Source organism: Mesorhizobium sp. M0028 (assembly GCF_040323855.1).
GTDB lineage: Bacteria > Pseudomonadota > Alphaproteobacteria > Rhizobiales > Rhizobiaceae > Mesorhizobium.
On sequence record NZ_JAMYVG010000009.1, the window covers coordinates 13,028 to 34,095 of the forward strand.

24 protein-coding genes are annotated in these 21,068 nt (G+C 63.6%); 13 read left to right on the top strand and 11 right to left on the bottom strand.

All coding sequences use genetic code 11. From position 1 onward, the window contains the following. The first annotated feature begins 28 nt into the window (after positions 1 to 28). The gene (coaBC, locus tag NKJ93_RS18070; protein WP_352590517.1) at positions 29 to 1,492 is read left to right on the top strand and encodes a bifunctional phosphopantothenoylcysteine decarboxylase/phosphopantothenate--cysteine ligase CoaBC; all 1,464 of its coding nucleotides are present in this window, start codon (positions 29 to 31) and stop codon (positions 1,490 to 1,492) included. Positions 1,493 to 1,510: 18 nt separating this feature from the next. Here the strand turns inward: coaBC and NKJ93_RS18075 are convergent, their stop codons facing one another. The 6 genes from NKJ93_RS18075 to NKJ93_RS18100 form a co-directional block, all read right to left on the bottom strand. Beyond that, on the bottom strand, positions 1,511 to 3,010 hold the full coding sequence (locus NKJ93_RS18075) for an MFS transporter (protein ID WP_502904397.1): 1,500 nt from the start codon (positions 3,008 to 3,010) through the stop codon (positions 1,511 to 1,513). Between the two features lie 373 nt (positions 3,011 to 3,383). Beyond that, positions 3,384 to 3,857, bottom strand: a complete 474-nt coding sequence (locus NKJ93_RS18080; protein ID WP_023719019.1) for a DUF992 domain-containing protein — start codon at positions 3,855 to 3,857, stop codon at positions 3,384 to 3,386. A gap of 116 nt (positions 3,858 to 3,973) precedes the next feature. After that, a complete protein-coding gene (locus tag NKJ93_RS18085) occupies positions 3,974 to 4,819 on the bottom strand; it encodes a tetratricopeptide repeat protein (protein ID WP_352484643.1) in 846 nt (281 codons plus the stop codon). A gap of 161 nt (positions 4,820 to 4,980) precedes the next feature. After that, entirely contained in the window at positions 4,981 to 5,253 is a 273-nt protein-coding gene (rpsU, locus tag NKJ93_RS18090; protein ID WP_023675331.1) for a 30S ribosomal protein S21, read from the bottom strand. A 265-nt stretch (positions 5,254 to 5,518) separates the two neighbouring features. Further along, positions 5,519 to 5,917, bottom strand: a complete 399-nt coding sequence (locus NKJ93_RS18095; protein WP_352590523.1) for an SET domain-containing protein — start codon at positions 5,915 to 5,917, stop codon at positions 5,519 to 5,521. A gap of 109 nt (positions 5,918 to 6,026) precedes the next feature. Next, positions 6,027 to 6,785 (bottom strand): SDR family oxidoreductase, encoded by a 759-nt coding sequence (locus tag NKJ93_RS18100; protein ID WP_352484642.1) that lies wholly within the window; start codon positions 6,783 to 6,785, stop codon positions 6,027 to 6,029. A 197-nt stretch (positions 6,786 to 6,982) separates the two neighbouring features. Here NKJ93_RS18100 and NKJ93_RS18105 point away from each other — a divergent pair, with 197 nt between their 5' ends. The 8 genes from NKJ93_RS18105 to NKJ93_RS18140 all read left to right on the top strand — a co-directional run bounded on the left by NKJ93_RS18105 (position 6,983) and on the right by NKJ93_RS18140 (position 13,662). Then, positions 6,983 to 7,240 (top strand): hypothetical protein, encoded by a 258-nt coding sequence (locus NKJ93_RS18105; RefSeq protein WP_352590525.1) that lies wholly within the window; start codon positions 6,983 to 6,985, stop codon positions 7,238 to 7,240. A gap of 51 nt (positions 7,241 to 7,291) precedes the next feature. After that, the gene (locus NKJ93_RS18110) at positions 7,292 to 7,723 is read left to right on the top strand and encodes a hypothetical protein (RefSeq protein ID WP_352590528.1); all 432 of its coding nucleotides are present in this window, start codon (positions 7,292 to 7,294) and stop codon (positions 7,721 to 7,723) included. 128 nt (positions 7,724 to 7,851) lie between these two features. After that, positions 7,852 to 9,105 (top strand): sarcosine oxidase subunit beta, encoded by a 1,254-nt coding sequence (locus tag NKJ93_RS18115; RefSeq protein ID WP_352494681.1) that lies wholly within the window; start codon positions 7,852 to 7,854, stop codon positions 9,103 to 9,105. Continuing rightward, the gene (locus NKJ93_RS18120; protein WP_023719024.1) at positions 9,105 to 9,527 is read left to right on the top strand and encodes a hypothetical protein; all 423 of its coding nucleotides are present in this window, start codon (positions 9,105 to 9,107) and stop codon (positions 9,525 to 9,527) included. The genes NKJ93_RS18115 and NKJ93_RS18120 overlap by 1 nt, the downstream gene beginning before the upstream one ends. Before the next feature lie 8 nt (positions 9,528 to 9,535). Continuing rightward, entirely contained in the window at positions 9,536 to 9,832 is a 297-nt protein-coding gene (locus NKJ93_RS18125; RefSeq protein ID WP_023719025.1) for a sarcosine oxidase subunit delta, read from the top strand. Next, the gene (locus NKJ93_RS18130) at positions 9,829 to 12,813 is read left to right on the top strand and encodes a sarcosine oxidase subunit alpha (protein ID WP_352590531.1); all 2,985 of its coding nucleotides are present in this window, start codon (positions 9,829 to 9,831) and stop codon (positions 12,811 to 12,813) included. Before NKJ93_RS18125 ends, NKJ93_RS18130 begins: the two co-directional genes overlap by 4 nt. Further along, complete coding sequence (locus NKJ93_RS18135) at positions 12,806 to 13,384, top strand: sarcosine oxidase subunit gamma (protein ID WP_023719027.1); 579 nt, start codon at positions 12,806 to 12,808, stop codon at positions 13,382 to 13,384. Before NKJ93_RS18130 ends, NKJ93_RS18135 begins: the two co-directional genes overlap by 8 nt. A gap of 53 nt (positions 13,385 to 13,437) precedes the next feature. Beyond that, complete coding sequence (locus NKJ93_RS18140) at positions 13,438 to 13,662, top strand: hypothetical protein (protein ID WP_023719028.1); 225 nt, start codon at positions 13,438 to 13,440, stop codon at positions 13,660 to 13,662. 100 nt (positions 13,663 to 13,762) lie between these two features. Here NKJ93_RS18140 and NKJ93_RS18145 read toward each other — a convergent pair whose 3' ends face one another. Continuing rightward, positions 13,763 to 14,002, bottom strand: coding sequence for a DUF680 domain-containing protein (locus NKJ93_RS18145; protein WP_352484636.1), 240 nt, complete (start codon positions 14,000 to 14,002; stop codon positions 13,763 to 13,765). Positions 14,003 to 14,193: 191 nt separating this feature from the next. Next, positions 14,194 to 14,835 carry a TetR/AcrR family transcriptional regulator gene (locus NKJ93_RS18150; RefSeq protein ID WP_352590534.1) on the bottom strand — a complete coding sequence of 214 codons (642 nt, stop codon included), beginning with the start codon at positions 14,833 to 14,835 and terminating at the stop codon, positions 14,194 to 14,196. Between the two features lie 193 nt (positions 14,836 to 15,028). Between NKJ93_RS18150 and NKJ93_RS18155 the strand changes: the two genes are divergently transcribed. Further along, positions 15,029 to 15,730: a hypothetical protein gene (locus NKJ93_RS18155; RefSeq protein WP_156948069.1), complete on the top strand. Its 702-nt coding sequence runs from the start codon at positions 15,029 to 15,031 to the stop codon at positions 15,728 to 15,730. 27 nt (positions 15,731 to 15,757) lie between these two features. On the opposite strand, the gene NKJ93_RS18160 is transcribed toward NKJ93_RS18155, so the two are convergent. Next, entirely contained in the window at positions 15,758 to 16,252 is a 495-nt protein-coding gene (locus NKJ93_RS18160; protein ID WP_031194015.1) for a MaoC family dehydratase, read from the bottom strand. A gap of 39 nt (positions 16,253 to 16,291) precedes the next feature. Next, positions 16,292 to 17,107, bottom strand: a complete 816-nt coding sequence (locus NKJ93_RS18165) for an SDR family oxidoreductase (RefSeq protein WP_352590537.1) — start codon at positions 17,105 to 17,107, stop codon at positions 16,292 to 16,294. A 338-nt stretch (positions 17,108 to 17,445) separates the two neighbouring features. On the opposite strand from NKJ93_RS18165, the gene NKJ93_RS18170 reads away from it, so the two are divergent. Continuing rightward, positions 17,446 to 17,589, top strand: a complete 144-nt coding sequence (locus tag NKJ93_RS18170) for a hypothetical protein (protein WP_352484631.1) — start codon at positions 17,446 to 17,448, stop codon at positions 17,587 to 17,589. A 33-nt stretch (positions 17,590 to 17,622) separates the two neighbouring features. On the opposite strand, the gene NKJ93_RS18175 is transcribed toward NKJ93_RS18170, so the two are convergent. Continuing rightward, positions 17,623 to 18,450, bottom strand: a complete 828-nt coding sequence (locus NKJ93_RS18175) for a MurR/RpiR family transcriptional regulator (RefSeq protein WP_023719035.1) — start codon at positions 18,448 to 18,450, stop codon at positions 17,623 to 17,625. Between the two features lie 145 nt (positions 18,451 to 18,595). Here NKJ93_RS18175 and NKJ93_RS18180 point away from each other — a divergent pair, with 145 nt between their 5' ends. Both NKJ93_RS18180 and NKJ93_RS18185 read left to right on the top strand, forming a co-directional pair. After that, on the top strand, positions 18,596 to 19,420 hold the full coding sequence (locus NKJ93_RS18180) for an N-formylglutamate amidohydrolase (RefSeq protein WP_352484629.1): 825 nt from the start codon (positions 18,596 to 18,598) through the stop codon (positions 19,418 to 19,420). A 22-nt stretch (positions 19,421 to 19,442) separates the two neighbouring features. Beyond that, the gene (locus tag NKJ93_RS18185) at positions 19,443 to 21,011 is read left to right on the top strand and encodes an amino acid permease (RefSeq protein ID WP_352484627.1); all 1,569 of its coding nucleotides are present in this window, start codon (positions 19,443 to 19,445) and stop codon (positions 21,009 to 21,011) included. Positions 21,012 to 21,068 lie beyond the last annotated feature (57 nt).

Consider the following 21,068-nt stretch of genomic DNA (forward strand, 5'->3'; position numbering starts at 1 on the left):
GCAGCGATCTCGGGCAAAGTGCAATCACATGGCCAGCATCACGATCCGCAACCTTGATGACGAGGTCAAGGATATGCTGCGCCGATTGGCTGCGGAGAATGGCCGGTCAATGGAACACCAGGCGCGGGTCATGATCCGCGCAGCGGTCGAAGGTCAACTCGGTTCGTCCGGCCGCATCGACCAGATCGAGAAAACGTTGCGCGAACTGACAAGCTTGCAGAATCCTGCAGCTCCGGTGGTCGCGGTCCCCAGCCAAGTCGCGCGAGGTGTCCTCTCCGGCAAGCGCATCCTGCTGATCATCGGCGGCGGTATCGCCGCCTACAAGGCGCTCGACCTGATCCGCCGGCTGCGCGAGCGCGGTGCTTCGGTGCGCGTGGTGATGACCGCCGCGGCGCAGGAATTCGTCACCACGCTGTCGGCCGGAGCACTGTCCGCCGATCATGTCTTCACCGAGCTGTTCGACCGGCAGGACGAGCACGACATCGGCCACATCAGGCTGTCGCGCGAGGCCGACCTTGTGGTCGTGGCGCCGGCCACCGCCGACCTGATGGCAAAGCTCGCCAACGGCCACGCCAACGACCTTGCCTCGACGGTGCTCATCGCCACCGACAAGCAGGTTTTGATGGCTCCGGCTATGAACCCGAAAATGTGGACGCACCCGGCGGTCCGGCGCAACCGCTCGATGCTGAGTAAGGACGGCGTCGCATTCGTCGGCCCGGCGAAGGGCGAGATGGCCGAAAGCAACGAGGCGGGCGAGGGCCGCATGGCCGAGCCGCTGGAGATCGTCGCCGCGATCGAGGCGCTGCTCGACAGTCGGCCAAAGCCGCTGGCGGGCAGGAAGATCATTGTCACTTCCGGGCCGACGCATGAACCGATCGACCCGGTGCGCTACATCGCCAACCGTTCGTCGGGCAAGCAGGGCCATGCCATCGCGGCGGCGCTGGCCAGGCTCGGCGCCGACGTGCGTCTCGTCTCCGGTCCGGTCGGCATTGCGGATCCGGCCGGCGTCGCCACGATGCATGTCGAAACGGCCGTCGAGATGAAGGATGCGGTCGAACAGCTGCTGCCGGCCGACGCGGCAGTGTTCGTCGCGGCTGTCGCCGACTGGCGCACTCAAAGTTCGGCCGGGGAAAAGATCAAGAAGGTGGCGGGCGAGGGGCCGCCGGCGCTGCAGATGGTGGAAAATCCCGATATTCTTGCCGGCGTCGGGCATCACAAAAAGCGGCCGATGCTGGTGGTCGGTTTCGCCGCGGAGACGCAGGACCTGGTCAGGAATGCCGAGGCCAAGCTTGCGAAAAAGGGTGCCGATCTTATCGTCGCCAATGATGTCTCGCATGAAGATGGTTCTCCGGGCGTGATGGGCGGCGACCGCAACAAGGTGCGGATCGTCTCGAAGGCCGGCGTCGAGGAATGGCCGGAGATGAGCAAGGAAGAGGTGGCGACGCGGCTCGCGGCACTGATCGCCGGCCGGCTGAAGACGGTCGTGGTTTAGCGATCTCCCCTCGGGTGTTTAGCCGATCTCACCTCTCGTGAGGGAGATTGGCAGCTTCGCCAGCCGCGCGTCGTCGCTCGCGCCCGAAATCCGCAAGGCGGCAAGGCATCCCAGGATGCCGAGCGGGATGAAGGCGAGGAACAGCCAAGCGGCGACATTTGCCGCGGCCTCGCGGTTCAGGCCTTCGGAAAAGCCGCTGGCGTTGGCGACGATGCCGGTCAGTGCCGCACCCACGGCATAGCCGATGCGCTGCATGGTCTGCACGGCGGCCGAGGCGATCGTCTGCTCGCCTTCCTTGGCCGATGCCACGATGACACGCGTGACAAACGGCCAGGCGATGCCGAAACCGCCGCCTTGCAGCAAGGCACAAAGCAGGATCAACGGGATCGAGCCCGCCGGCACCGTATAGGCGAAACCCGCGACGCCCGTGGCGATCATCAGCGCCCCGCCGACGATGATCAGCCGCTCGCGCTCCGGCGGGGCATTGGCGACGAGGATCGACAGGATCGACCAGGCGATCGATTCGGCGGCGATGATGTAGCCGGTGGTGAGGATCGGAATGTCGTGCAGGCTGGTCAGGAGCAGTGGCCCGTAGACCGCAAACGAGCAGGTCGCCACCGAAAACGCCGCGACCATGGTCATGCCCGCGCCGACCGGCGAGCGCCATGAAAACAGCCGCGACGGGAACAGGCGCGAGCGCGGCTTCAGCGCGTCGATATAGACGAACAGCGCCAGGCCGATCATGCCGAGGGTGAGCAGCAGCGACGAGCGCAGCAGGGCGATGTCGACGCCGGCGGTGGCGATCAGCACGACGCTGACGGCAAGACAGCCAAGTGCCGCAAACGGGAAGGGCGGCGCCGACCCGCCGGTCGCCTGCGGCCTTGTTGCTTTAGGTGTATCGAGCACGAGGAAGCTTGCCAGCGCCATGGCCGTGCCGCCGAGGGTGAAGACGCCGAAGGCCCAGCGCCAGGACAGCAATTCGGTCATGACCGCGCCGAGCACCGGCCCGCTGAAGGCGGCGACGCCCCAGATCGCCGACATAACGCCGAAAAGCTGCGGCCAGATCGCGCGGGCAAACAGCCGCTCGACCGAGACGAAGGCCAGCGACACCAGCGCGCCACCGCCAAGCCCTTCGATCAGGCGGCCGGAGAGGAACAGCGGCATCGAAGGCGCGGTGGCGCAGACCAGCGCGCCGGCGGCATAGAGCAGGACGGCGGCCGTCATGTTGGTGCGCAGCGCGACATAGCTCACCAGCCGTCCTGCGGCCGCACCGGCAACGATGGCGCCGAGCTCGTAGATCGCCAGCGACCAGCCGACCAGCTGCACGCCGGCGAGCTCGCCGACCATGGCCGGCATGACCGTTGCCACCATGGTTTCGTTGGTGGCGTGCAACAGGATGCCGAGGCTGATGAAGCAGAAGCGCGCCAGATCGCCGCTCGCCCACAGCGCGCGCCAATCGACCCTGTTTGTGCTTGTTCTGGTCAAGTCCACCCCCGAATTCCTGCCGAGCCAGAGCATCTTTGCCACTTCAGGCGCGATGCGCGCCTTGTTCGCGTGCGGTTTGTAAAACCTCAACCGCCGTTGAGCTCAAGCGGTTTTTTGATCGCCGTTAGCGTGGCGGATGCCAAAGATCATGCGGCGCGAGACAGTCACGAGATGTCGAGATCCTGGTCAGGCCGAAGATGCAAGCAATATTGGATCGCCGCAATCTTCGGTCACGGTAACGGCATGGATCCTAGGATCCATGCCGTGATCTTCGAGCGCTGCAACTTTGAACATCAGGGCGGCCCATCCTCTGCGGAGTGGGCCTGCCGGAATCCATGAGCTTTCGGCAGCTATTCGCAGGCCGACACCTACGCTGCCCCGCTGATCGGGGAGCCATGCTGCGCCGCTATTTGAATGAATGGATCAAGTCCAGCGAGGTGACGGCGACCGCCAGGTTGACGCCGGTCTGCGCCTGGACACTGAGCGGCTGCAGCGAGAAGGCGCTGCCAAGGCCGCCGACCAGAAGATTGGCGCCGCCACCGGTGACCACGCTCGCCTCGGCATTCACGCCATAGTAGCTGCCGGCAAGATCGCCTTCATCGTGGTTGCGGGTTGCTGCCAGAACCGCCCATGCCAGTTGGCCCTGATGCGTCCGGCCGACGTCGACGCCGAGCTTGGAAATAACCCCGGTATAGACTTCGGGTGGGCCGCCACGATGCGGACGAAAGACACAGGAAACACCCTTGTTGGAGGTGACCAGATAGGCCGTGCCGCCGTCGATGGTGCAGTCGAGCACGCCGAGCTGGAGCTTGCCGGCGCTGGCGGGAGCGGCAACGACGGTTGTGGCGAGTGCGGCGGCACAGGCAAGTTGCTTGATCATGGGAGGGTACAACGGCTGAGCACGCCGAGCGTTCCGCCGAAAACTTGGCGCCAGCAAGGCAGACTAAACGCAGGGTTGTCGGAGTGCGGAACGGAGGCCCGATAAAACCGGCCCGGTCAGGCGGCGCTGGTGCGGGCCAGACCGTCCTTGGCGGGTTGGTAGGTCGGATTGAGGTGCACTGCCTCGCGGTAGGATTTCGCGGCCCTGACCTTGTCGCCGCGCCGCTCGTAGATCAGCGCCTGGTTGGACCAGGCCTCGGCGTTCTTGCCGTCGAGCTTGATGGCCATGTTGAAGTCGGCGAAGGCATTGTCCTCGTCGTTCATGGCAAGGTAGGAGAGGCCGCGTCCGTTGTAAGGCTCGGAAGCATCCGGCGCCAGCGAAATGGCGGTCGAGAAATCCTCGATGGCAAAGGCGTGCTGGCCCTGGCTCTGGTAGATCAGGCCGCGATTGTGATAGGCGCGCGCGTCGGTCGTGTCGAGCTGGATCGCTTTCTGGAAATCGTTGAACGCCTCCTGGACCCGGCCTGCCTTGCGGTAGAGATTGCCGCGGCCGATATAGGCGGCGTCATAATTGGAATTGATCTGGATCGAGCGGTTGTAGTCGGCAAGCGCGCTTGCCTGATCACCGAGGAAGCGCTGGATGAGCGCCCGGTTGGAATAGGCCTGGTAGAAATTCGGATTGAGCTGGATGGCGGTGTTGAAGTCCTTCAGCGCCGCCTGGTACTGGCCGCCGCGGCCATAGGCCGAGCCGCGCACATTGTAGGCTTCCGGATCCTGGGGGTTGCGCTGGATCACCGCCGACAGCGAGGAGATGTTCTCGGTCGAGGCTTGCGCCTTGTCGATGTTGTTGAACTCGCCGGTCGGAACGCTCTGGCAGCCGGCAAGCGCCAACCCGGAGAGCAGGGCTGCCGTCAGGGCGAGGCCGCGCCACGCGGTTCTGCGCTTTACGGTGATTGCGTCCATGTCTGCCCTGTCCTTACTGCGCCGTCTGGTCCGTTCCCCCTCCGAACCGGCATCTCTCCCAACCGGTCCTCTCGGACCGGATCGAAATCACAACAAAAAGGTGGCGGCGATTCCGCATCGCGCCACCTTGGATATCCTTGGAAAAGGACGAAAAATTGACGTCAGAACCGCGGCGGACGCGGAGCACCGGCACCGGCAGCACCGGCTGCGACCGGACGTGGCGTCATCGGCAGCAGGCCTTCGCGCTGGGCGCGCTTGCGGGCCAGCTTGCGGGCGCGGCGCACGGCTTCCGCCTTTTCACGGGCGCGCTTCTCGGAAGGCTTCTCGTAATGTCCGCGCATCTTCATTTCGCGGAAGATGCCTTCACGCTGCATCTTTTTCTTGAGCGCGCGAAGCGCCTGATCAACATTGTTGTCGCGGACGAGTACCTGCACGTGCAATCCTGTCTTTCGGTTTGAAATCAACAGGCAAGCGGCCATAGCCGCAAGCCTCCGCGGCGCGTTACACCACGAATTGGGGCGGCTGATAGCAGAATCAAGGGGCGCTGTCCACAGCCGATTGAGAGGCGGTGCCGATCCCGAAACGAAAAACCCGCCTCGGCGGCGGGTCTCTGGTGTGAATCATCACCATAGGCAATTTAGTAGCATAGCTGCCGGCACAAAGCAAGAACAAAATTCGCCTTGGGCCAGATAGGCGCCGCTATGCCGTGGCCACGGCCGTGGCCAGGTGGAGCTGCTCGAAACCCTCGAAGAACTCGCCGTAGTCGCAGGTTATCTCCTCGCCGGCGGCGATATCGCGGGTCGCGGTGGCCCCGCCATATTGCGAAAAATCGGTGTTTGGCTTGTCGGCATGGTTCATGAAGCGGCCATTGTCGACCTCATAGACCATGAAGCCCGGCCGGTCCGGGCTGGGATAGGCATATCTGTCGAGCAATTCCTTGAGGTGCGGCGGCGCCGTCTCGTATTTTTCCCTCGGGATCAGCCGGTCGAAGTCCGGATCGAGCCGCCAGATCTGCGCGCCTTTCCGGATCGGCTCGGCGGCAAACACACCGACGCCTTCGATTGCGCTTGCAGCGATATAGGTCCTGATCAGCAACATGTTTCCAACCCGTCTTCGAGGAGAAGACGGAATCGTCAAATCGCCGAAAAAATCAAGGGCCGGTTCGCGACATTTCGGCTGGCGGGCATGCGTTGCGCCCTCCGAACCCTCACGTCCGGGTGATCGAGACGCCGCCGTCGGCGAACAGCGCCGCGCCGGTGGTGAAGCTCGATGCGTCGGACGCCAGGTAGAGCGCCGAGCGGGCGATCTCCTCAGGCTCGGCGACGCGCTTCAAGGCATGCAGGTTTTCGACGAAGGCTCGCGATTCAGGTGTCTTGAACGTCGCCGAAGGCGTGTCGGTGCCGCCCGGCAGCAGCGCGTTGACTCGAATGCCCTTGGCGCCATATTCGGCGGCCAGCACCTGCGTCAACCCGATCAGTCCGGCCTTGCTTGCGGCATAGCTGGTCATGCCCGGCATGCCGACGGTGTGGCCGACGAAGGTGGAGGTGAAGATCAGCGAGCCGCCGCCGCGATCGATCATCGCCGGCACCTGGTATTTCGCGCCGAGAAAGGCGCTGGTCAGATTGGTATCGAGCGTCTCGCGCCAGCCCTCCAGCGACAGCTCCGAAACCGGCCCCATCCTACCGACCGAGCCGGCATTGTTGAAGGCGATGTCGAGCCCGCCGAATTTCCCGACCGCCAGGTCGACGAGGGCTTTTGCGTAGGCTTCGTCGCGGACATCGCCGGCAAGAGCGACGGCGGTGCCGTCGGCGTCTTCGATTTCGGCAACCAGCGCATCGAGCTCCGCCTGGCGGCGGGCTGCGACGACCACCTTGGCGCCTTCCTCCGCAAACACCTTGGCCGTGGCGCGGCCGATGCCGGAGCTGGCGCCGGTGACGATGGCGACTTTGTCGGTAAGTGCGAACATTTTCTGCATCCTTTTCTTCGCGCCAGCCCTTGCCGGCAATCGGGATGCTTGGTCGCAGATCGAGGCGGCGCGGGCCACCCGATACCTGCGCTGTTTTCAACAGCGCTTCTTGACGCCCGCTGGCCACCAAGCTACGGGTCCTCATCCAAAATCGCGGGTGGACGCGCCACCCATTTGCAATGACCCCCCAAGACATGATGAGCAAGTTGCTGGAGCCCGGCTACGAGGGCGACGGCGAATTGGCGAATGCGCTTCGTTCGGAATTCCTCAAGGGTTTTCCGCTCGAAAACCTGCGGCAATTGTTGGTGTCCAGCAATGTCCAGACCCAGGCCGCGGCCGTCTTTATAACGGTCGAAACGGTCTTTAGGTTGGGCTTCGAGCTGAATTGTGTAGCGGCGGAAATAGCCAACCTGCTCGACAGCAAAAGTTCAACGATACGCTTCGATGCGATCTAAACGCTCAGAAGTTGTACCACACCTGCAGATGGCGCCTTTCTAGGTCGCGTGATGCTGCGACTGGATGATGAGCATGCGGGCGTTCGGTGGTCCGTCGTCAAGTTCATCTGCTTTGCGCAGCGCTGGCAGTTGCGGCTCGGGGTGGAAAATGCCGCCGCACTGCGTCCAGACTCTGCTTTCGCGATGCTGGTTAACGCTTACGGCAGGTATTTCATGCCGAGCGCCAAGGACCTGCGGCGACTGCTCGAGGATCCGGATGCGGTGTTGCGGCGCTTTGCAGCGGCAGTGGCTATCAGGCCACGCGACGTGATCATCGAGCGCTTCGTGGCCATGGCGGAGCAGTCGGACGACGCGGAAGTTCGTAAAATCGCCAGCGATTGCCGTGAAGGTTATTTGCGGCCGACCTATGCAATCGGGCCGTCCATCTTCAAGCGTGCTTCGTCTGAAACGTCAAAAGGCGAAACTCAGAACAGCGGCCGTTGAAGGCACGGCGCAAAACGGCAAGCGCCGTCGCAAACAGTGCAAGGCTGGCAGTGCGGTTTCGCTAGTGATACAGCTCGCGCGCCGGGGTTGGCTGATCTGCCCGGCCGCCATTTGCGAGGCCTGCAACGTTGAAGAAATACTCGGTATTCGCTATCGCCCGCGAGGCCATGCGCGGCCACAAGGGCTGGGAGGAACAGTGGTCCTCGCCGGAGCCGAAGAAGGAGTATGACGTCGTCATCGTCGGCGCCGGCGGCCACGGCCTGGCCACAGCCTATTACCTCGCCACCGTGCATGGCATCACCAACGTCGCGGTATTGGAAAAAGGCTGGCTCGGCGGCGGCAATACCGGCCGCAATACCACCATCATCCGCTCGAACTATCTCTATGACGAGAGCGCCGGCATCTACGACCATGCGCTGAAGCTGTGGGACGGGCTCAGCCAGGAGCTCAACTACAACGTCATGTATTCGCCGCGCGGCGTCATGATGCTCGCCCACAACATCCACGACATTCAGGTGCTGAAGCGCCACGTCCATGCTAACCGGCTGAACGGCATCGACAATGAATGGCTGACGCCGGAACAGGCCAAGGAATTCTGCCCGCCGCTCAACATTTCGCGCGATGCCCGTTATCCCGTGATGGGTGCCGCGCTGCAGCGCCGTGGCGGCACGGCGCGGCACGATGCTGTCGCCTGGGGCTATGCGCGCGGCGCCTCGGCGCGCGGCGTCCACATCATCCAGAATTGCGAGGTCACCGGCGTCAAACGGGCGCCGAACGGCGCGGTTACCGGTGTCGAGACGACGCGCGGCTTCATTGGCGCCAGGAAGGTCGGCGTGGTCGCCGCCGGCCACTCCTCGGTGATCATGAACATGGCCGGCGTGCGCATGCCGCTGGAAAGCTATCCGCTGCAGGCGCTGGTGTCGGAGCCGGTCAAGCCGGTGGTGCCTTGCGTGGTGATGTCGAACACGGTGCATGCCTATATCTCGCAATCCGACAAGGGCGAGCTGGTCATCGGCGCCGGCACCGACCAATATGTCTCCTATTCGCAGACCGGCGGGCTGCACATCCTGCAGCACACGCTCGACGCGATCTGCGAGATGTTCCCGATCTTCACCCGCATGAAGATGCTGCGCTCATGGGGCGGCATTGTCGACGTGACGCCGGACCGTTCGCCGATCCTGGCCAAGACGCCGGTGCCCGGCCTCTACGTCAATTGCGGCTGGGGCACGGGCGGCTTCAAGGCGACGCCGGGTTCGGGCCACGTCTTTGCCCATACGATCGCCAGGGACGATCCGCACCCGATCAACGCACCCTTCACCATCGAGCGCTTCCGCACCGGCCGCCTCATCGACGAGGCGGCGGCGGCGGCGGTGGCGCACTGATGATGACCGAGATGGCCGTCGCCATGCCGCTGATGCTCGCCGGCGAGCAAGGCCTGTTTCATTTTCCGTCACCGGACGAGGTGCGCACGCAGCCGATCAGTCGCGCCGGGAACGAGGCCGACTGGCCGTTTTCCATCGATGACGGCATGCTGACCTGCGTCTGGAGCGGCGGGCGAAAGATCGTCTTCTTCTTCGAGGCCCGTCCTTCCGATCTGGATCCGGACGAGCCTTTCCAACCGCGCGGCGTCATCGTTACCACCGATCCAATCCAACTGACCATCGGCAACATGGCCAATCGCGCTCTGTTTCGCCCTGCGGCAAGCATCGAGGAGCGCATCCGGCTCGTCGCGCCTTTCGTCACGATGGGTCAGAGGCTTTGCGACCAACCTGCCGGCGCTCGCGTCGGCCACGGCGAACTGTAGGACCAACCATGCTTCTCATCCGCTGCCCCTATTGCGAGGAAGAGCGTCCCGAGCTCGAATTCCGCAACGCCGGTGAGGCGCATATTGCGCGTTCCCCAAACATCGCCGGCGAGAGCGACGACGACTTCGAAAAGTTCTTCTTCATCCGCTCCAATCCCAAGGGGATCATCTATGAGCGGTGGCGGCACATGCATGGCTGCGCGCGGTTCTTCAACGCCGTGCGCGACACCGTCAGCGACAGGTTCCTGATGACCTACAAGGCCGGCGAGCCAAAGCCGGCGAAGCTGCCGGGAGCCGCCAAATGAGCGCGACGTTCCGCATTGCCGGCGCCGGGCGGCTCAAGCAGGCAAAGATAGCTGGCTTCAGCTTCGACGGCCGCCCCTATACCGGCATCGAGGGCGACACGCTGGCCTCGGCGCTGCTTGCCAATGGCGTCCATCTCGTCGGCCGCTCGTTCAAATACCACCGGCCGCGCGGCTTCCTGTCGGCCGGCGCCGAAGAGCCGAACGCGCTGGTCGAGATCAAGCGCGACGCGGCACGCAAGACGCCGAACGTCCGCGCCACGGTACAGGAACTCTATGACGGGCTGACGGCACAGTCGCAGAACCGCTGGCCGTCGCTCGCCTTCGACATCGGTGCGGTCAGCAGCATCGCCTCGCCGATGCTTTCGGCCGGCTTCTACTACAAGACCTTCATGTGGCCGAAGGCTGCGTGGAAGAACCTCTACGAGCCTAAGATCCGGGCCGCGGCCGGTCTCGGCGTCGCCCCCGAACAGCCGGATCCCGACCATTATTCGGCGCGCTTCGCCCATTGCGAGGTGCTGGTGCTTGGCGGTGGTGCGGCGGGTATTGCCGCGGCATTGGCTGCCGCCGAAACCGGCGTGCGCGTCATCCTTGCCGACGAGCAGGCGGAATTCGGCGGCAGCCTTCGCTTCGAGAGCGGGGCGAAGATCGAAGGCCAGGACGGCTTTTCCTGGGCGCAATCCGCTCTCGCCAAGTTGAGCGCGATGGACAATGTCCGCGTACTGCCGCGCACCACGGCCTTCGGCTATTACGCGCAGAATTTCGTCGGACTGGTTGAGCGCGTCAGCGACCATCTGCAGAGCCCCGGCCGCGACCTGCCGCGCGAGCGGCTGTGGCAGGTTCGCGCCAAACGCGTGGTGTTGGCGACCGGCGCCATCGAGCGCCACATGGTGTTTGCCGACAACGACCGTCCCGGCGTCATGCTGGCGTCGGCGGCGCGCACCTATCTCAACCATTACGGCGTCGCGGTCGGCAGGAATATCGGCGTCTATACGGCGAACGATTCCGCCTATGCGGCGGCGATCGACCTGAAGAAGGCCGGCATCAACGTGGCGGCGATCGTCGATCTGCGCGACAATCCGACCGGGCCGGCGATCGACGAGGCGAGGGGGCTTGGCATCGAGGTTAATTTCGGTCGCGCGGTGATCCGCGCCGGCGGCAAGCTGCGGGTGTCGTCAATGACTGTGCAGCCGAAGAATGGCGGCGGCGAACGCACCATCCCGGTTGACGCGATTCTGATGTCGGCCGGCTGGACGCCATCGGTGCATCTGTTCTCGCAATCGCGCGGCAAGGTCGCCTTCAACGACGAGACCAAGCGCTTCGTGCCCGGAATTTATGCGCAGGACTGCGTATCGGTCGGCGCCTGCAACGGCACCGACGGGCTGTCGGCGACGATCGACGAGGCTTATGCAGCGGGCGCCAAGGACGCCGGCAGCAAGCCAGCCAAGGGAACCAAGCCGAAAGTCGATGCCAGCGAGAGCTGGTCGCGCGGCATGCTGGGTGCGGCGCCCGGCGCCGGGGCAGAAACGACGGTAAAGGCGTTCGTCGACTTCCAGAACGACGTCACCGCCAAGGACATCCGCCAGGCGGTGCATGAGGGCATGCGCTCGATCGAGCACGTCAAGCGCTTCACCACCAACGGCATGGCGACCGACCAGGGCAAGACCTCCAACATGCACGGCCTGGCGATTGCCGCCGAGACGTTGGGCAAGCCGATCCCGCAGGTCGGGCTGACGACGTTCCGTGCGCCCTATACGCCGGTGACGTTCGGCTCGATCGTCGGGCATGCGCGGGGTCCCCTGTTCGACCCGACCCGCAAGACGGCGATCCATCCCTGGGCAGAGCGTCAAGGCGCGATGTTCGAGGATGTCGGCCAGTGGAAGCGCGCCTGGTATTTCCCGAAGCCGGGCGAGGACATACATGCGGCCGTCGACCGCGAATGCGTCACGGTGCGCAAGACGGCCGGCCTGTTCGACGCCTCGACGCTGGGCAAGATCGAGGTGGTCGGGCCGGATGCGGCCAAATTCATGGAACTGCTCTACACCAATCCATGGGAGAAGCTCGAGCCCGGCCGCTGCCGCTACGGCATCATGCTGCGCGAGGACGGTTTCATATATGACGACGGTGTCGTTGGCAGGCTTGCACCCGACCGTTTCCATGTGACGACGACGACCGGCGGCGCGCCGCGCGTCATGAACCATATGGAGGACTATCTCCAGACCGAGTTCCCGCATCTCAACGTCTGGCTGACCTCGATCACCGAGCAGTGGGCGGTGATTGCCGTGCAGGGGCCGAAGTCTCGCGACATCATCGCACCGCTGGTCGAAGGCATCGAGATGTCGGACGAGGCGCTGCCGCATATGTCGGTGCGCGAAGGCCGGATCTGCGGCGTACCGACCAGGCTGTTTCGCATGTCGTTCAGCGGCGAGCGCGGCTTCGAAGTCAACGTGCCGGCCGATTACGGCGAGGCGGTCTGGGAAGCGCTATGGGCCGAGGGCCAGAAGCACGGCGCCTGTGCCTATGGCACCGAGTCCATGCATGTGCTGCGCGCCGAAAAGGGCTACATCATCGTCGGCCAGGATACCGACGGCACGGTGACGCCGAACGACGCCGGCCTCGACTGGGCGGTCGGCAAGAAGAAGGCCGACTTCGTCGGCATTCGCGGCATGGAGCGGCCGGATCTGGTCGCCAAGGGCCGCAAGCAGCTTGTCGGCCTGAAGACCAGGGATGCCAAGGTGGTGCTGGAGGAGGGCGCGCAGATCGTCGCGGACCCGAAGCAGGCAATCCCTATGAAGATGATCGGCCATGTCACGTCGAGCTATTGGTCGCAAAATTGCGGCCGCTCGATCGCACTGGGGCTGGTTGCCGGCGGCCGCGATTGCATAGGCAAGACGCTCTATGTACCGATGCCGAACGGGGTGATTGAGGTGGAGGTTACCGGTATGGTGTTCTTCGACGAGAAGGGGGAGCGCCTCAATGGCTAAGGCCGCAGTGAAAACCGCCGTCGCCGGGCCGTCGGTCGAACGCCGTCCGGCTGTCGCCGGCCAGTCGCTTTCCGCCACCGGCGTCACACTTGTCGTGCTGCCGCCGGCCGAACGCATATCGCTGCGCGCGCCGGACGCCTCGATCGCGGCACTTTCGAAAGCACTTGGCATCGCCCTGCCGCTAAGGCCGAAAACCTCGGCGGCAAAGGCTGGACGGACCGCCTTGTGGCTCGGGCCGGACGAATGGCTGGTCATCGATGAAAGCGGCAAAGATCCACTCGCCGATTGCGCCAAGATTTCCGCGCTGCATTCGGCGGTCGGCATCTCGCACCGCAACGTCGCCGTATCGGTCACCGGACCGGCTGCCGCGACGACGATCAATGCCGGCTGCCCGCAGGATTTGTCGCTCGACGCCTTTCCGATCGGGGCGGCATCGCGCACCATTCTCGGCAAGGTCGAAATCGTGCTGTTGCGCACGGCGGCCGACGCGTTCCGCGTCGAATGCTGGCGTTCCTTCTCCGACTATGTCTTTACTTTTCTGTCGGAGGCAGCGCGCGACGCGGCAGCATAGCAATGTTCGCCGCGCCCAGCAGTTCTGCGACAGCGAGCCGAGGGAGAATGCAAATGCCGTCGAACTCCGCGCCGAAGTTGCCGGCCAAGACGCCGGCCGTGCGCTCTTTCGAACACGAGCAGCGCACTGAGGCGGATGTCGAAGAGGAACTCGAGGAAGGCCTCGAGGATACGTTTCCGGCCAGCGATCCGGTGTCGATCACCGGAACGGCCATTCCCGGCGCGCCGGCAAGACCCGGCAAGGCGAAGAGGGTGGCGGGACAGAAGCGTAAGAAGTGATCTGCACGGCGCGATAAAGCAGGGCTGAGGCCGGCAAGATAGGCGGCCGGAAATTGCTGCCGCCCTTTCGGTTCATCGCCGCATATTATCGCCGGTCGGCTCAGAAGCTGCTGGGCACGATCCACGGGTCGATGCCGATGCCGAGCCTCGGGCCCTTGCTGCCGGCCTTGTGGGTCTCGGTATCGGCATTTTCAAGCGATCCGGTCGGCGCGCAATCGAGCTTCACATCGGTCTTGGTGTCGATGCAGGCCGCTTCTTGCTTGCCTGTCTGATTGCTGCCGGCAATTGCGGCGCCAGAGAGCGCCAGCAGGGCGGCGAGCGTGAGAATTGCCTTCTTCATGATCGGTCTCCGGTTCCAGCTAGTGAATTCGTACATGTACGGTATTGCGTACAGATACGCCCAAGGCTGAGGGAGTTCAAGCAAAAATCGTACACGTACGGAGAAATTAGGCGCAGGAATTGCCGGACGCTCGGCACCGGAGCGCGGATCGTTCGGAGAAAGATTTTACAGATCGGGAGGAGCGCCGCTCCTCAGCAGTTGACCGGCGGGCCGAGGGGCGCAATCTCGTGCGCGGCGATCGCTTCGAGCATGATGTTGCCGATCCGTGTGATGAACGTCGTCTGGTCGCCGAACGGGTAGAACGGGAAGGTGATCAGCAGCGAGATGGCGCCGTGGCCGACCGCCCACAGCATGGTGGCGATGGCGCGCGGATCGCCCTTGAGCCTGCCGGCGGCAACGCAGGCCTCGACCCTCTCGATCAGCACTTTCATCGCCGGGTTGCCGCTCTGCATTTCGGCGAACGTCTTGCCGGCCGGCGGCCTGACTTTTTCGGTCATGAAGACGGTGCGGTATTCGTTGGGATTCTCGAGCCCGAAGGCGGCATATTCGACCAGCACCGCCTTGAGCGCCTCGATCGGGTCGTCGGCCGTATGATTTTCGATGTGCCTGGCCAGGGTCTCGAAGGCGTTTTCGGCCAACGCGAACAGGATGTCCTGCTTGTCGGCGAAATAGGAATAGACCGACATCGGCGCATAGCCGACGCGCTTGGCGAGCTTGCGGATGGTGAGGCCGTCATAGCCTTCTTCCTGGACAAGCTTGTGCGCGGCGTCGACAAGTTCGGAACGCAGTTCGGCCTTTTGTTTTTCGCGGCGCTCCTGGACGCTTAGCTGCAATTGTTCGACTGCCTTTAATAACTGATGGCTGGATGCAGCATATATACGCTGTACGACGTCGGGCAAGGGTGGCACGAAGCAGAAGCTTGACGTCACAAAACGATGTAACCCGGCAATAAAGCCGGCAACATCGGACTGTTACAGACAAACGCTAATTCGCGGCTCTGCAAGAATTGTGATCTGGGAGGCCAACATGGCCCTGACTGAGCTTTCGTCCGGCGTGCCGGACGTGAACCCGCTTTCCCATCGCGCCAGGATGGCGCTCAGGCGCGTCGTCATGGTCGCATGGCTGGCGATCGCGCTCGGCTTCGCCATGGAGGCTCTCATTCTGACCGTCAGATTTGCGGCAGGTTCCTACCCGGCGACGACGCTGATCCTGATCGAACTGGCGCAAGGCGTGACCTGGTCGTTCTTCGTCTGCGCCGGCGTCAGCCTCGGCACGGCGCTCGCCAAAGTGCGAGCCTCGCTCGGCGGCCTGATCGCCGCGATCTCGGCACCGCTGGCCATGGGCATCGCCAAGGGGACGCAAAAGGTCATGGTCAGCGCGCTCGACGCGGCGGCAAAGCCGGCCATCCTGTCGCTCACGACGCTGGGCGTCCTGCGGGCGATCGAATACGGGCTGCTCGGCTGGATACTGGCGTCGCTGGCATCGAAGGAAGAACCCCGTCCGCTCCATTTCGCGCTGGCAGGCGCCCTGATAGGCGCGGTATTCGGTGGCGGCATCACGGTGCTGACGATTGAGACGGCCGCGGCGAACGACGCTGCTCTGGCACTGCCACAGGCTATCGCAACCGGCCTCAACGAGATCGTGTTCCCAATCGGTTGCTCATTGGTCGTCTACATTGCGCTGCAGGTGAGCCGCCACATGAAGTACGTCGCGGCCGAAGCCAAATAGATTTAGGTTCCCAGGCCCGGATGCCAGTCAAACCGCTTCCGGCTGGCGTTCGATCAGCGTCAGCGTCAGCCAGCGCGCGGTCAGCGCCGGTTTTTTCGAGCCCTCGATCTCGATCGTCACGTCGTGCGCAGTCTGCACCCAGCCCGACGGCCTGACCTTGACATCGGCCAGCACGAAGCGGGTGCGGATGCGCGAGCCGGTTTTCACCGGCGCCAGGAAGCGCAGCGAATCGAAGCCGTGATTGACGCCCATCTTGCTGTTTTCCAGCGGCGGCATGGTTTCGAAGGTCATTGCCGACAACAGCGAAAGCGACAGGAAGCCGTGCGCGATGGTGCCGCCGAACGGCGTCTCGCGCCTGGCGCGCTCCGGATCGCAATGGATGAACTGATGGTCGTCGGTGGCATCGGCGAACTGGTCGATCATGCGCTGCGTGACCACCCGCCATGGCGACACGCCGACTTCCTTGCCGACGTTGGCCAGAAGCACATCGAGACTGATCGGTTCCACGCTGATGTCCTCCATCTTCACCCCCGGCATTTCACTCGCCGGATGGCGTGCGTCTCATTCCTTGAACAATGTCAGCCCGTGTTGCACCGACTGCCCGCCATCGATCGGCAGGATGGCGCCGGTGACATAGCTGCCGGCACGGCTGCACAAATAGAGCGTTGCGCCGGCAATGTCATCCGGTGCGCCGATGCGGCCGATCGGAACGTGATTGCCGACATGTCTTGCCTGGTCTTCGGTGCCGGTGGCGAAGGCCGTCATCCGGCTCTGGAAAGGGCCGGGCGCAAAGGCGTTGACGGTGATGCGGCGGGCGGCGAACTCGATCGCCAGGATACGCGTCAGATGGTGAACCGCAGCCTTCGAGGCCGAGTAGGAGTAAGCGTCTTCGGCCAAAGGCTGCGTGCCCATCACCGATCCCAGATTGATCACCCGGGCCGGGTCGGCCTCGCTGGCAGCGGCCTCGATCAGAGGCAGCAATTCGCGCGTCAGATGGAAGACCGCAGTGACGTTGACGCCGAACACCTTGGCCCAGGCATGATAGGGAAAGCTTTCCAGCGGCGCGCCCCAGGAGATGCCGGCATTGTTGACCAGTATGTGCAGCCGTTCGGTCCGCGCCCTGACCTCGGCGACAAGCGCTGCAATGCCGGCCTCGCTCGCGACGTCGCCGGCGAAACCCTCGGCCCGGCCGGATGCGCCAAGCCCGTTCAACTCGCCCGCTACCTTGGCGCAATCCTCGCCCTTGCGCGAGGCGATCATCACAGTGGCGCCGGCCCTGACCAGAGCGGTCGCCGCCATGCGGCCGATGCCGGTCGCGGCGCCGGTGACCAGCGCCGTCTTGCCGGCGACTGAGAACAGCTCGTCCAGATAGCTCATCGAATTCCTCCGCGCAGTTCACCGCTGTTTGATGGTGGGTCAAGGAGCGGCTTCGCGTCGCCAAGGCTAGCCGAACTTCGATCACCCTTGCCACGGGTAAAGTATCTGGACTGGGGCGATGGCACGCTTTGCGGCTGAAATGGTTAAGCCCCAGCGGCAAGGTGGTCATTCGGCCGTGACATGGGTCGGATGAATGATGCAGCCGTCTCCCTAAGCGAGCACCTTGGCCAGCGGTTCATTTCGCGCGTGAAGCAACTCGTCATTACTCCTCCGCCCAAGCCGCAGGCAGATCTTGAGGACTTGGGACGGTAGCCGAGCGATAGGCAGGACTGACGTTCGTGATCGTGGGGGAGCTATGCCTTCCCGAGGGAGCTGTGGGTAAGAAACAACGCATCGTCCTGTTGGCAGCGGTCTTTGCGTCTGTCTTTGGCGTCTTTTTGCTGATCCTGATCCTGCAGATGGTCAGCCTTTTGGTTGACTAGACCCAACGAAGACCGTTCGCCCGAAGGGCCGCTCTACCGTAGGCTTTCCAACTCGCGGATGCGTTTGGTGCCGTCGGCCTCGAGCTGCCTTGTGACGGCGCCGATCAGCGTTTCGACGACGACGAAAAGTGCGGCGGATGAGTCCCAGGCCGAAGGCACGGCGGTGCGCCCGGCGATGACGTGGCGGGCGAAGCGGGCGATCGGCGACAGCCACTGGTCGGTAAACAGCACGATCTGCACGCCACGCTGGTTGGCCGTCTCGGCGAAGCGGACAAGGCTGTCCTGGTAGCGCCTGATGTCGAAGATCACCAGCACGTCGCGTTTACCCATGTCGATCAGCCGGTCGCGCCAGACGCTTTCCTGCCCGCCGAGGTGAAAAACGTTGGGCTGGATGATGGCGAGGTGGGCGGCCATGTAGCGCGCCAGCGGGTCGGTGAAGCGGCCACCGATCAGGAATGTCTTGCCGCGCCGGTCGGCCAGCTTGGCGACGATGTCGGCAAGCTGCTTATCCGAAAGGTGCCGGAAGGTCTCGCGCATATTGTCGAGCGTCGCTTCCAGCATCGGCGACACGGCGCTGCTGCCCGGCGATGGCGGATTGAGCGTGCGCGAGGCCGGCGACTGCAATTGCGCCGCCAGTTCGTCTTGCAGCGCCGACTGGAATTCCGGATAGTTCTGGAAGCCGAGCCGGGCGACGAAACGCAGGATCGTCGGCGACGATACGCCGGCGGCAGCCGAGAATTCGGCGACCGTCTTCAGCCCGATCAGCGGATAGCTGGCGATCAGCGTTTGCGCTGCGCGCCGCTCGCCGGCCGGCATGGTGCCGATGCGGTCGGAGATCAGTTCGGCAATGCTGGAAACCATGTTTTTCCCCACCCTGGCCGGGCCGTTACCGCATTATCGAAATCGCGTTTGACAAAGCCGGCCAAACTGTATGAAATCATCCGTAGGGACGCAATGAGGCAAAATACGTAACATACGGTACAGCGCTCCCCGGGGACGGCAGACAATGGAGACAGCACGGCCCGCCAGCCTTGCATCGCCTGAAACCGTAAGGGTGACGAACCCCGGCGGATTGAGCCCTTTCGTGCTAACCTGCGACCACGCCTCCAATTTCCTGCCGCCGGAATTCGGAACGCTCGGACTTGCCGCCGAGGAGCTTTCCCGCCACATCGCCTGGGATCCCGGCGCCTTACCGGTGGCGCGCCGCATGGCCGAGGCACTCGATGCGACGCTGGTCGAGACCTGCATTTCGCGGCTCGTCATCGACTGCAACCGCCCGCTCGATGCACCGGACCTGATAGTGACGGTCAGCGCCAGCGAAAAAACCGTGGTCCCGGCCAATCAGGGGCTTTCGGCCGATCAGCGGGAGGCGCGCATCGCGCTCGCTTGGCGGCCGTTCCACGACCGGATCGCGACGATCATCGACGAGCGCCTGGCGGCCGGACGGGAGACGCGGCTGGTCTCGGTCCATTCTTTCACCCCGGTCTACAAGGGCAGCAGCCGGCCCTGGCATATCGGCGTTATCCACGACGAGGACCGCCGGCTGGCGGCGCCGCTGATCGCGGCGCTGCAGCGGGTCGCCGGCGTCACCGTCGGCGTCAACGAACCCTATTCGCCGGCCGACCGCGTCTATTTCACGCTGGAACGCCATGCCCGCTCGCGCGGGCTGCCCTGCGCAATGATCGAAATCCGCAATGACGAGATCTCCGGCGCAGCCGGGCAGCGGAAATGGGCGGATCTGCTCACGGGTATTTTTCTCAATCTGGAGCCCGAAGCGGCCAAGGCCTCCAGACCAAGCGCAGTCGGAAAGTCAGTTCAATCGGCCAGCTAAGAAACTAAAAGGGGACTTCAAAATGGTAGCACCGGGTTACAGCGAAGGTGACAAGAAGGAGGACCTGAAAGTTCTCCACGGAATGGGCTATGCTCAGGAACTGTCGCGAAGCATGAGCCGCTTCTCGAATTTCGCGATCTCGTTCTCGATCATCTGCATCCTCTCAGGCGGCATCAATTCCTTCGCGCAGGCGACATCGTCCATCGGTGGCGCCGGCGCTGGTATCGGCTGGATCGTCGGGTGCATGGTTTCGGGATTTTTCGCGCTCGCCATGGCCCAGATCGCCTCGGCATTTCCGACCGCCGGCGGCCTCTATCACTGGGCATCCATTCTGGGGAACCGTTTCACTGGCTGGCTTACCGCATGGCTCAATTTGCTCGGCCTGATCACCGTGCTCGGCGCGATCAACATCGGAACGTCTTTGTTTTTCTACGGGACCTTCGGCGCAGGGCTTACCACCGACGGTGTTGCGTCTCCGGCTCAAGTCGTTGGTTTTGTTGCCATCATCACGGTCCTTCAGGCGCTGTTCAACCATTTCGGCATCAAGCTGACCGCCATGCTGACGGATGCGTCCGGCTTCCTGATTCTCGGAGCGACGGCGGTGCTGATCGTCGCCTGCCTGGTGTTTGCTCCAGCGATCGACATCACCCGGTTGTGGACGTTCACGAACTATTCGGGCGATGCGGGCGGCGGTGTTTTCCCGCAGTCCGATTCCATGACGTATCTCTTCCTGCTCTGCCTGCTGCTGCCGGTTTACACCATTACTGGCTATGATGCGTCGGCGCATACCTCGGAAGAAACGTTGAGGGCGGCGCACTCGGTTCCGCGGGCAATCGTTTCATCCGTGCTCTGGTCGTCGCTGATCGGCTGGGTGATGCTGTGCGCGATCGTGCTGGCAATTCCGGATATGGCGGCAGGCGCCAAGCAAGGGTGGGCCGTGTTCTTCGAAACCATGAACGCGATCTTGCCAGGATGGTTAAAAACACTGCTCTATCTGGCCATCCTGATCTCGCAGTTCCTCTGCGGCCTCGCTACGGTGACCTCGGCCTCGCGCATGCTGTTTGCCTTCTCTCGCGACGGCGGCATGCCGGTCGGTTCGGCCGGGCTCGCCAAAGTCAGCCCAACCTGGCGCACGCCGGTCAATGCCATCTGGACAGCTGCGATCCTCGAGATCATCTATGTCTTTCTTGCCCAGTTCATTTCGATCGGCGGCACCAACATCTACACCATCGTCGTCAATTCGACGCTGGTGTTCCTGTTCCTGTCCTTCACCATTCCGATCGCGCTCGGCATGATGGCTTTCGGAACGGCGAAATGGCCGAATCCCGGCCCATGGAATCTCGGTGCCGGCCTGTTCAAGCTGTTTTGCATCCTGTCGGTCATCGGCATGGCGATCATCTTCTACATCGCCATCCAGCCGCCGAACGACAAAGTGCTCTATATCACCCTGGGCTTCATTGTACTGACCGCGGTGCTTTGGTTCGGTTTCGAGAACCGCCGCTTCCAGGGTCCGCCCATCGGCGACCAGATCGCGAAGCGCCAGGCGGCGATCAAGGCAGCCGAGATAGCTGTCGGCGAAGCCGGCGCCTGACGCTCTCTCATGACCATGGCCGGCATCGCGCCGGCCATGGTTTCATTCCCTTTTCAA

Coding starts and splice junctions, on each gene's coding strand:
- coaBC (WP_352590517.1), top strand. CDS start 29: ATGGCCAGCATCACGATCCGCAACCTTGATGACGAGGTCAAGGATATG.
- NKJ93_RS18075 (WP_502904397.1), bottom strand. CDS start 3,010: ATGCTCTGGCTCGGCAGGAATTCGGGGGTGGACTTGACCAGAACAAGC.
- NKJ93_RS18080 (WP_023719019.1), bottom strand. CDS start 3,857: ATGATCAAGCAACTTGCCTGTGCCGCCGCACTCGCCACAACCGTCGTT.
- NKJ93_RS18085 (WP_352484643.1), bottom strand. CDS start 4,819: ATGGACGCAATCACCGTAAAGCGCAGAACCGCGTGGCGCGGCCTCGCC.
- NKJ93_RS18095 (WP_352590523.1), bottom strand. CDS start 5,917: ATGTTGCTGATCAGGACCTATATCGCTGCAAGCGCAATCGAAGGCGTC.
- NKJ93_RS18100 (WP_352484642.1), bottom strand. CDS start 6,785: ATGTTCGCACTTACCGACAAAGTCGCCATCGTCACCGGCGCCAGCTCC.
- NKJ93_RS18105 (WP_352590525.1), top strand. CDS start 6,983: ATGAGCAAGTTGCTGGAGCCCGGCTACGAGGGCGACGGCGAATTGGCG.
- NKJ93_RS18110 (WP_352590528.1), top strand. CDS start 7,292: ATGCTGCGACTGGATGATGAGCATGCGGGCGTTCGGTGGTCCGTCGTC.
- NKJ93_RS18120 (WP_023719024.1), top strand. CDS start 9,105: ATGATGACCGAGATGGCCGTCGCCATGCCGCTGATGCTCGCCGGCGAG.
- NKJ93_RS18125 (WP_023719025.1), top strand. CDS start 9,536: ATGCTTCTCATCCGCTGCCCCTATTGCGAGGAAGAGCGTCCCGAGCTC.
- NKJ93_RS18130 (WP_352590531.1), top strand. CDS start 9,829: ATGAGCGCGACGTTCCGCATTGCCGGCGCCGGGCGGCTCAAGCAGGCA.
- NKJ93_RS18135 (WP_023719027.1), top strand. CDS start 12,806: ATGGCTAAGGCCGCAGTGAAAACCGCCGTCGCCGGGCCGTCGGTCGAA.
- NKJ93_RS18140 (WP_023719028.1), top strand. CDS start 13,438: ATGCCGTCGAACTCCGCGCCGAAGTTGCCGGCCAAGACGCCGGCCGTG.
- NKJ93_RS18145 (WP_352484636.1), bottom strand. CDS start 14,002: ATGAAGAAGGCAATTCTCACGCTCGCCGCCCTGCTGGCGCTCTCTGGC.
- NKJ93_RS18155 (WP_156948069.1), top strand. CDS start 15,029: ATGGCCCTGACTGAGCTTTCGTCCGGCGTGCCGGACGTGAACCCGCTT.
- NKJ93_RS18160 (WP_031194015.1), bottom strand. CDS start 16,252: ATGGAGGACATCAGCGTGGAACCGATCAGTCTCGATGTGCTTCTGGCC.
- NKJ93_RS18165 (WP_352590537.1), bottom strand. CDS start 17,107: ATGAGCTATCTGGACGAGCTGTTCTCAGTCGCCGGCAAGACGGCGCTG.
- NKJ93_RS18175 (WP_023719035.1), bottom strand. CDS start 18,450: ATGGTTTCCAGCATTGCCGAACTGATCTCCGACCGCATCGGCACCATG.
- NKJ93_RS18180 (WP_352484629.1), top strand. CDS start 18,596: ATGGAGACAGCACGGCCCGCCAGCCTTGCATCGCCTGAAACCGTAAGG.
- NKJ93_RS18185 (WP_352484627.1), top strand. CDS start 19,443: ATGGTAGCACCGGGTTACAGCGAAGGTGACAAGAAGGAGGACCTGAAA.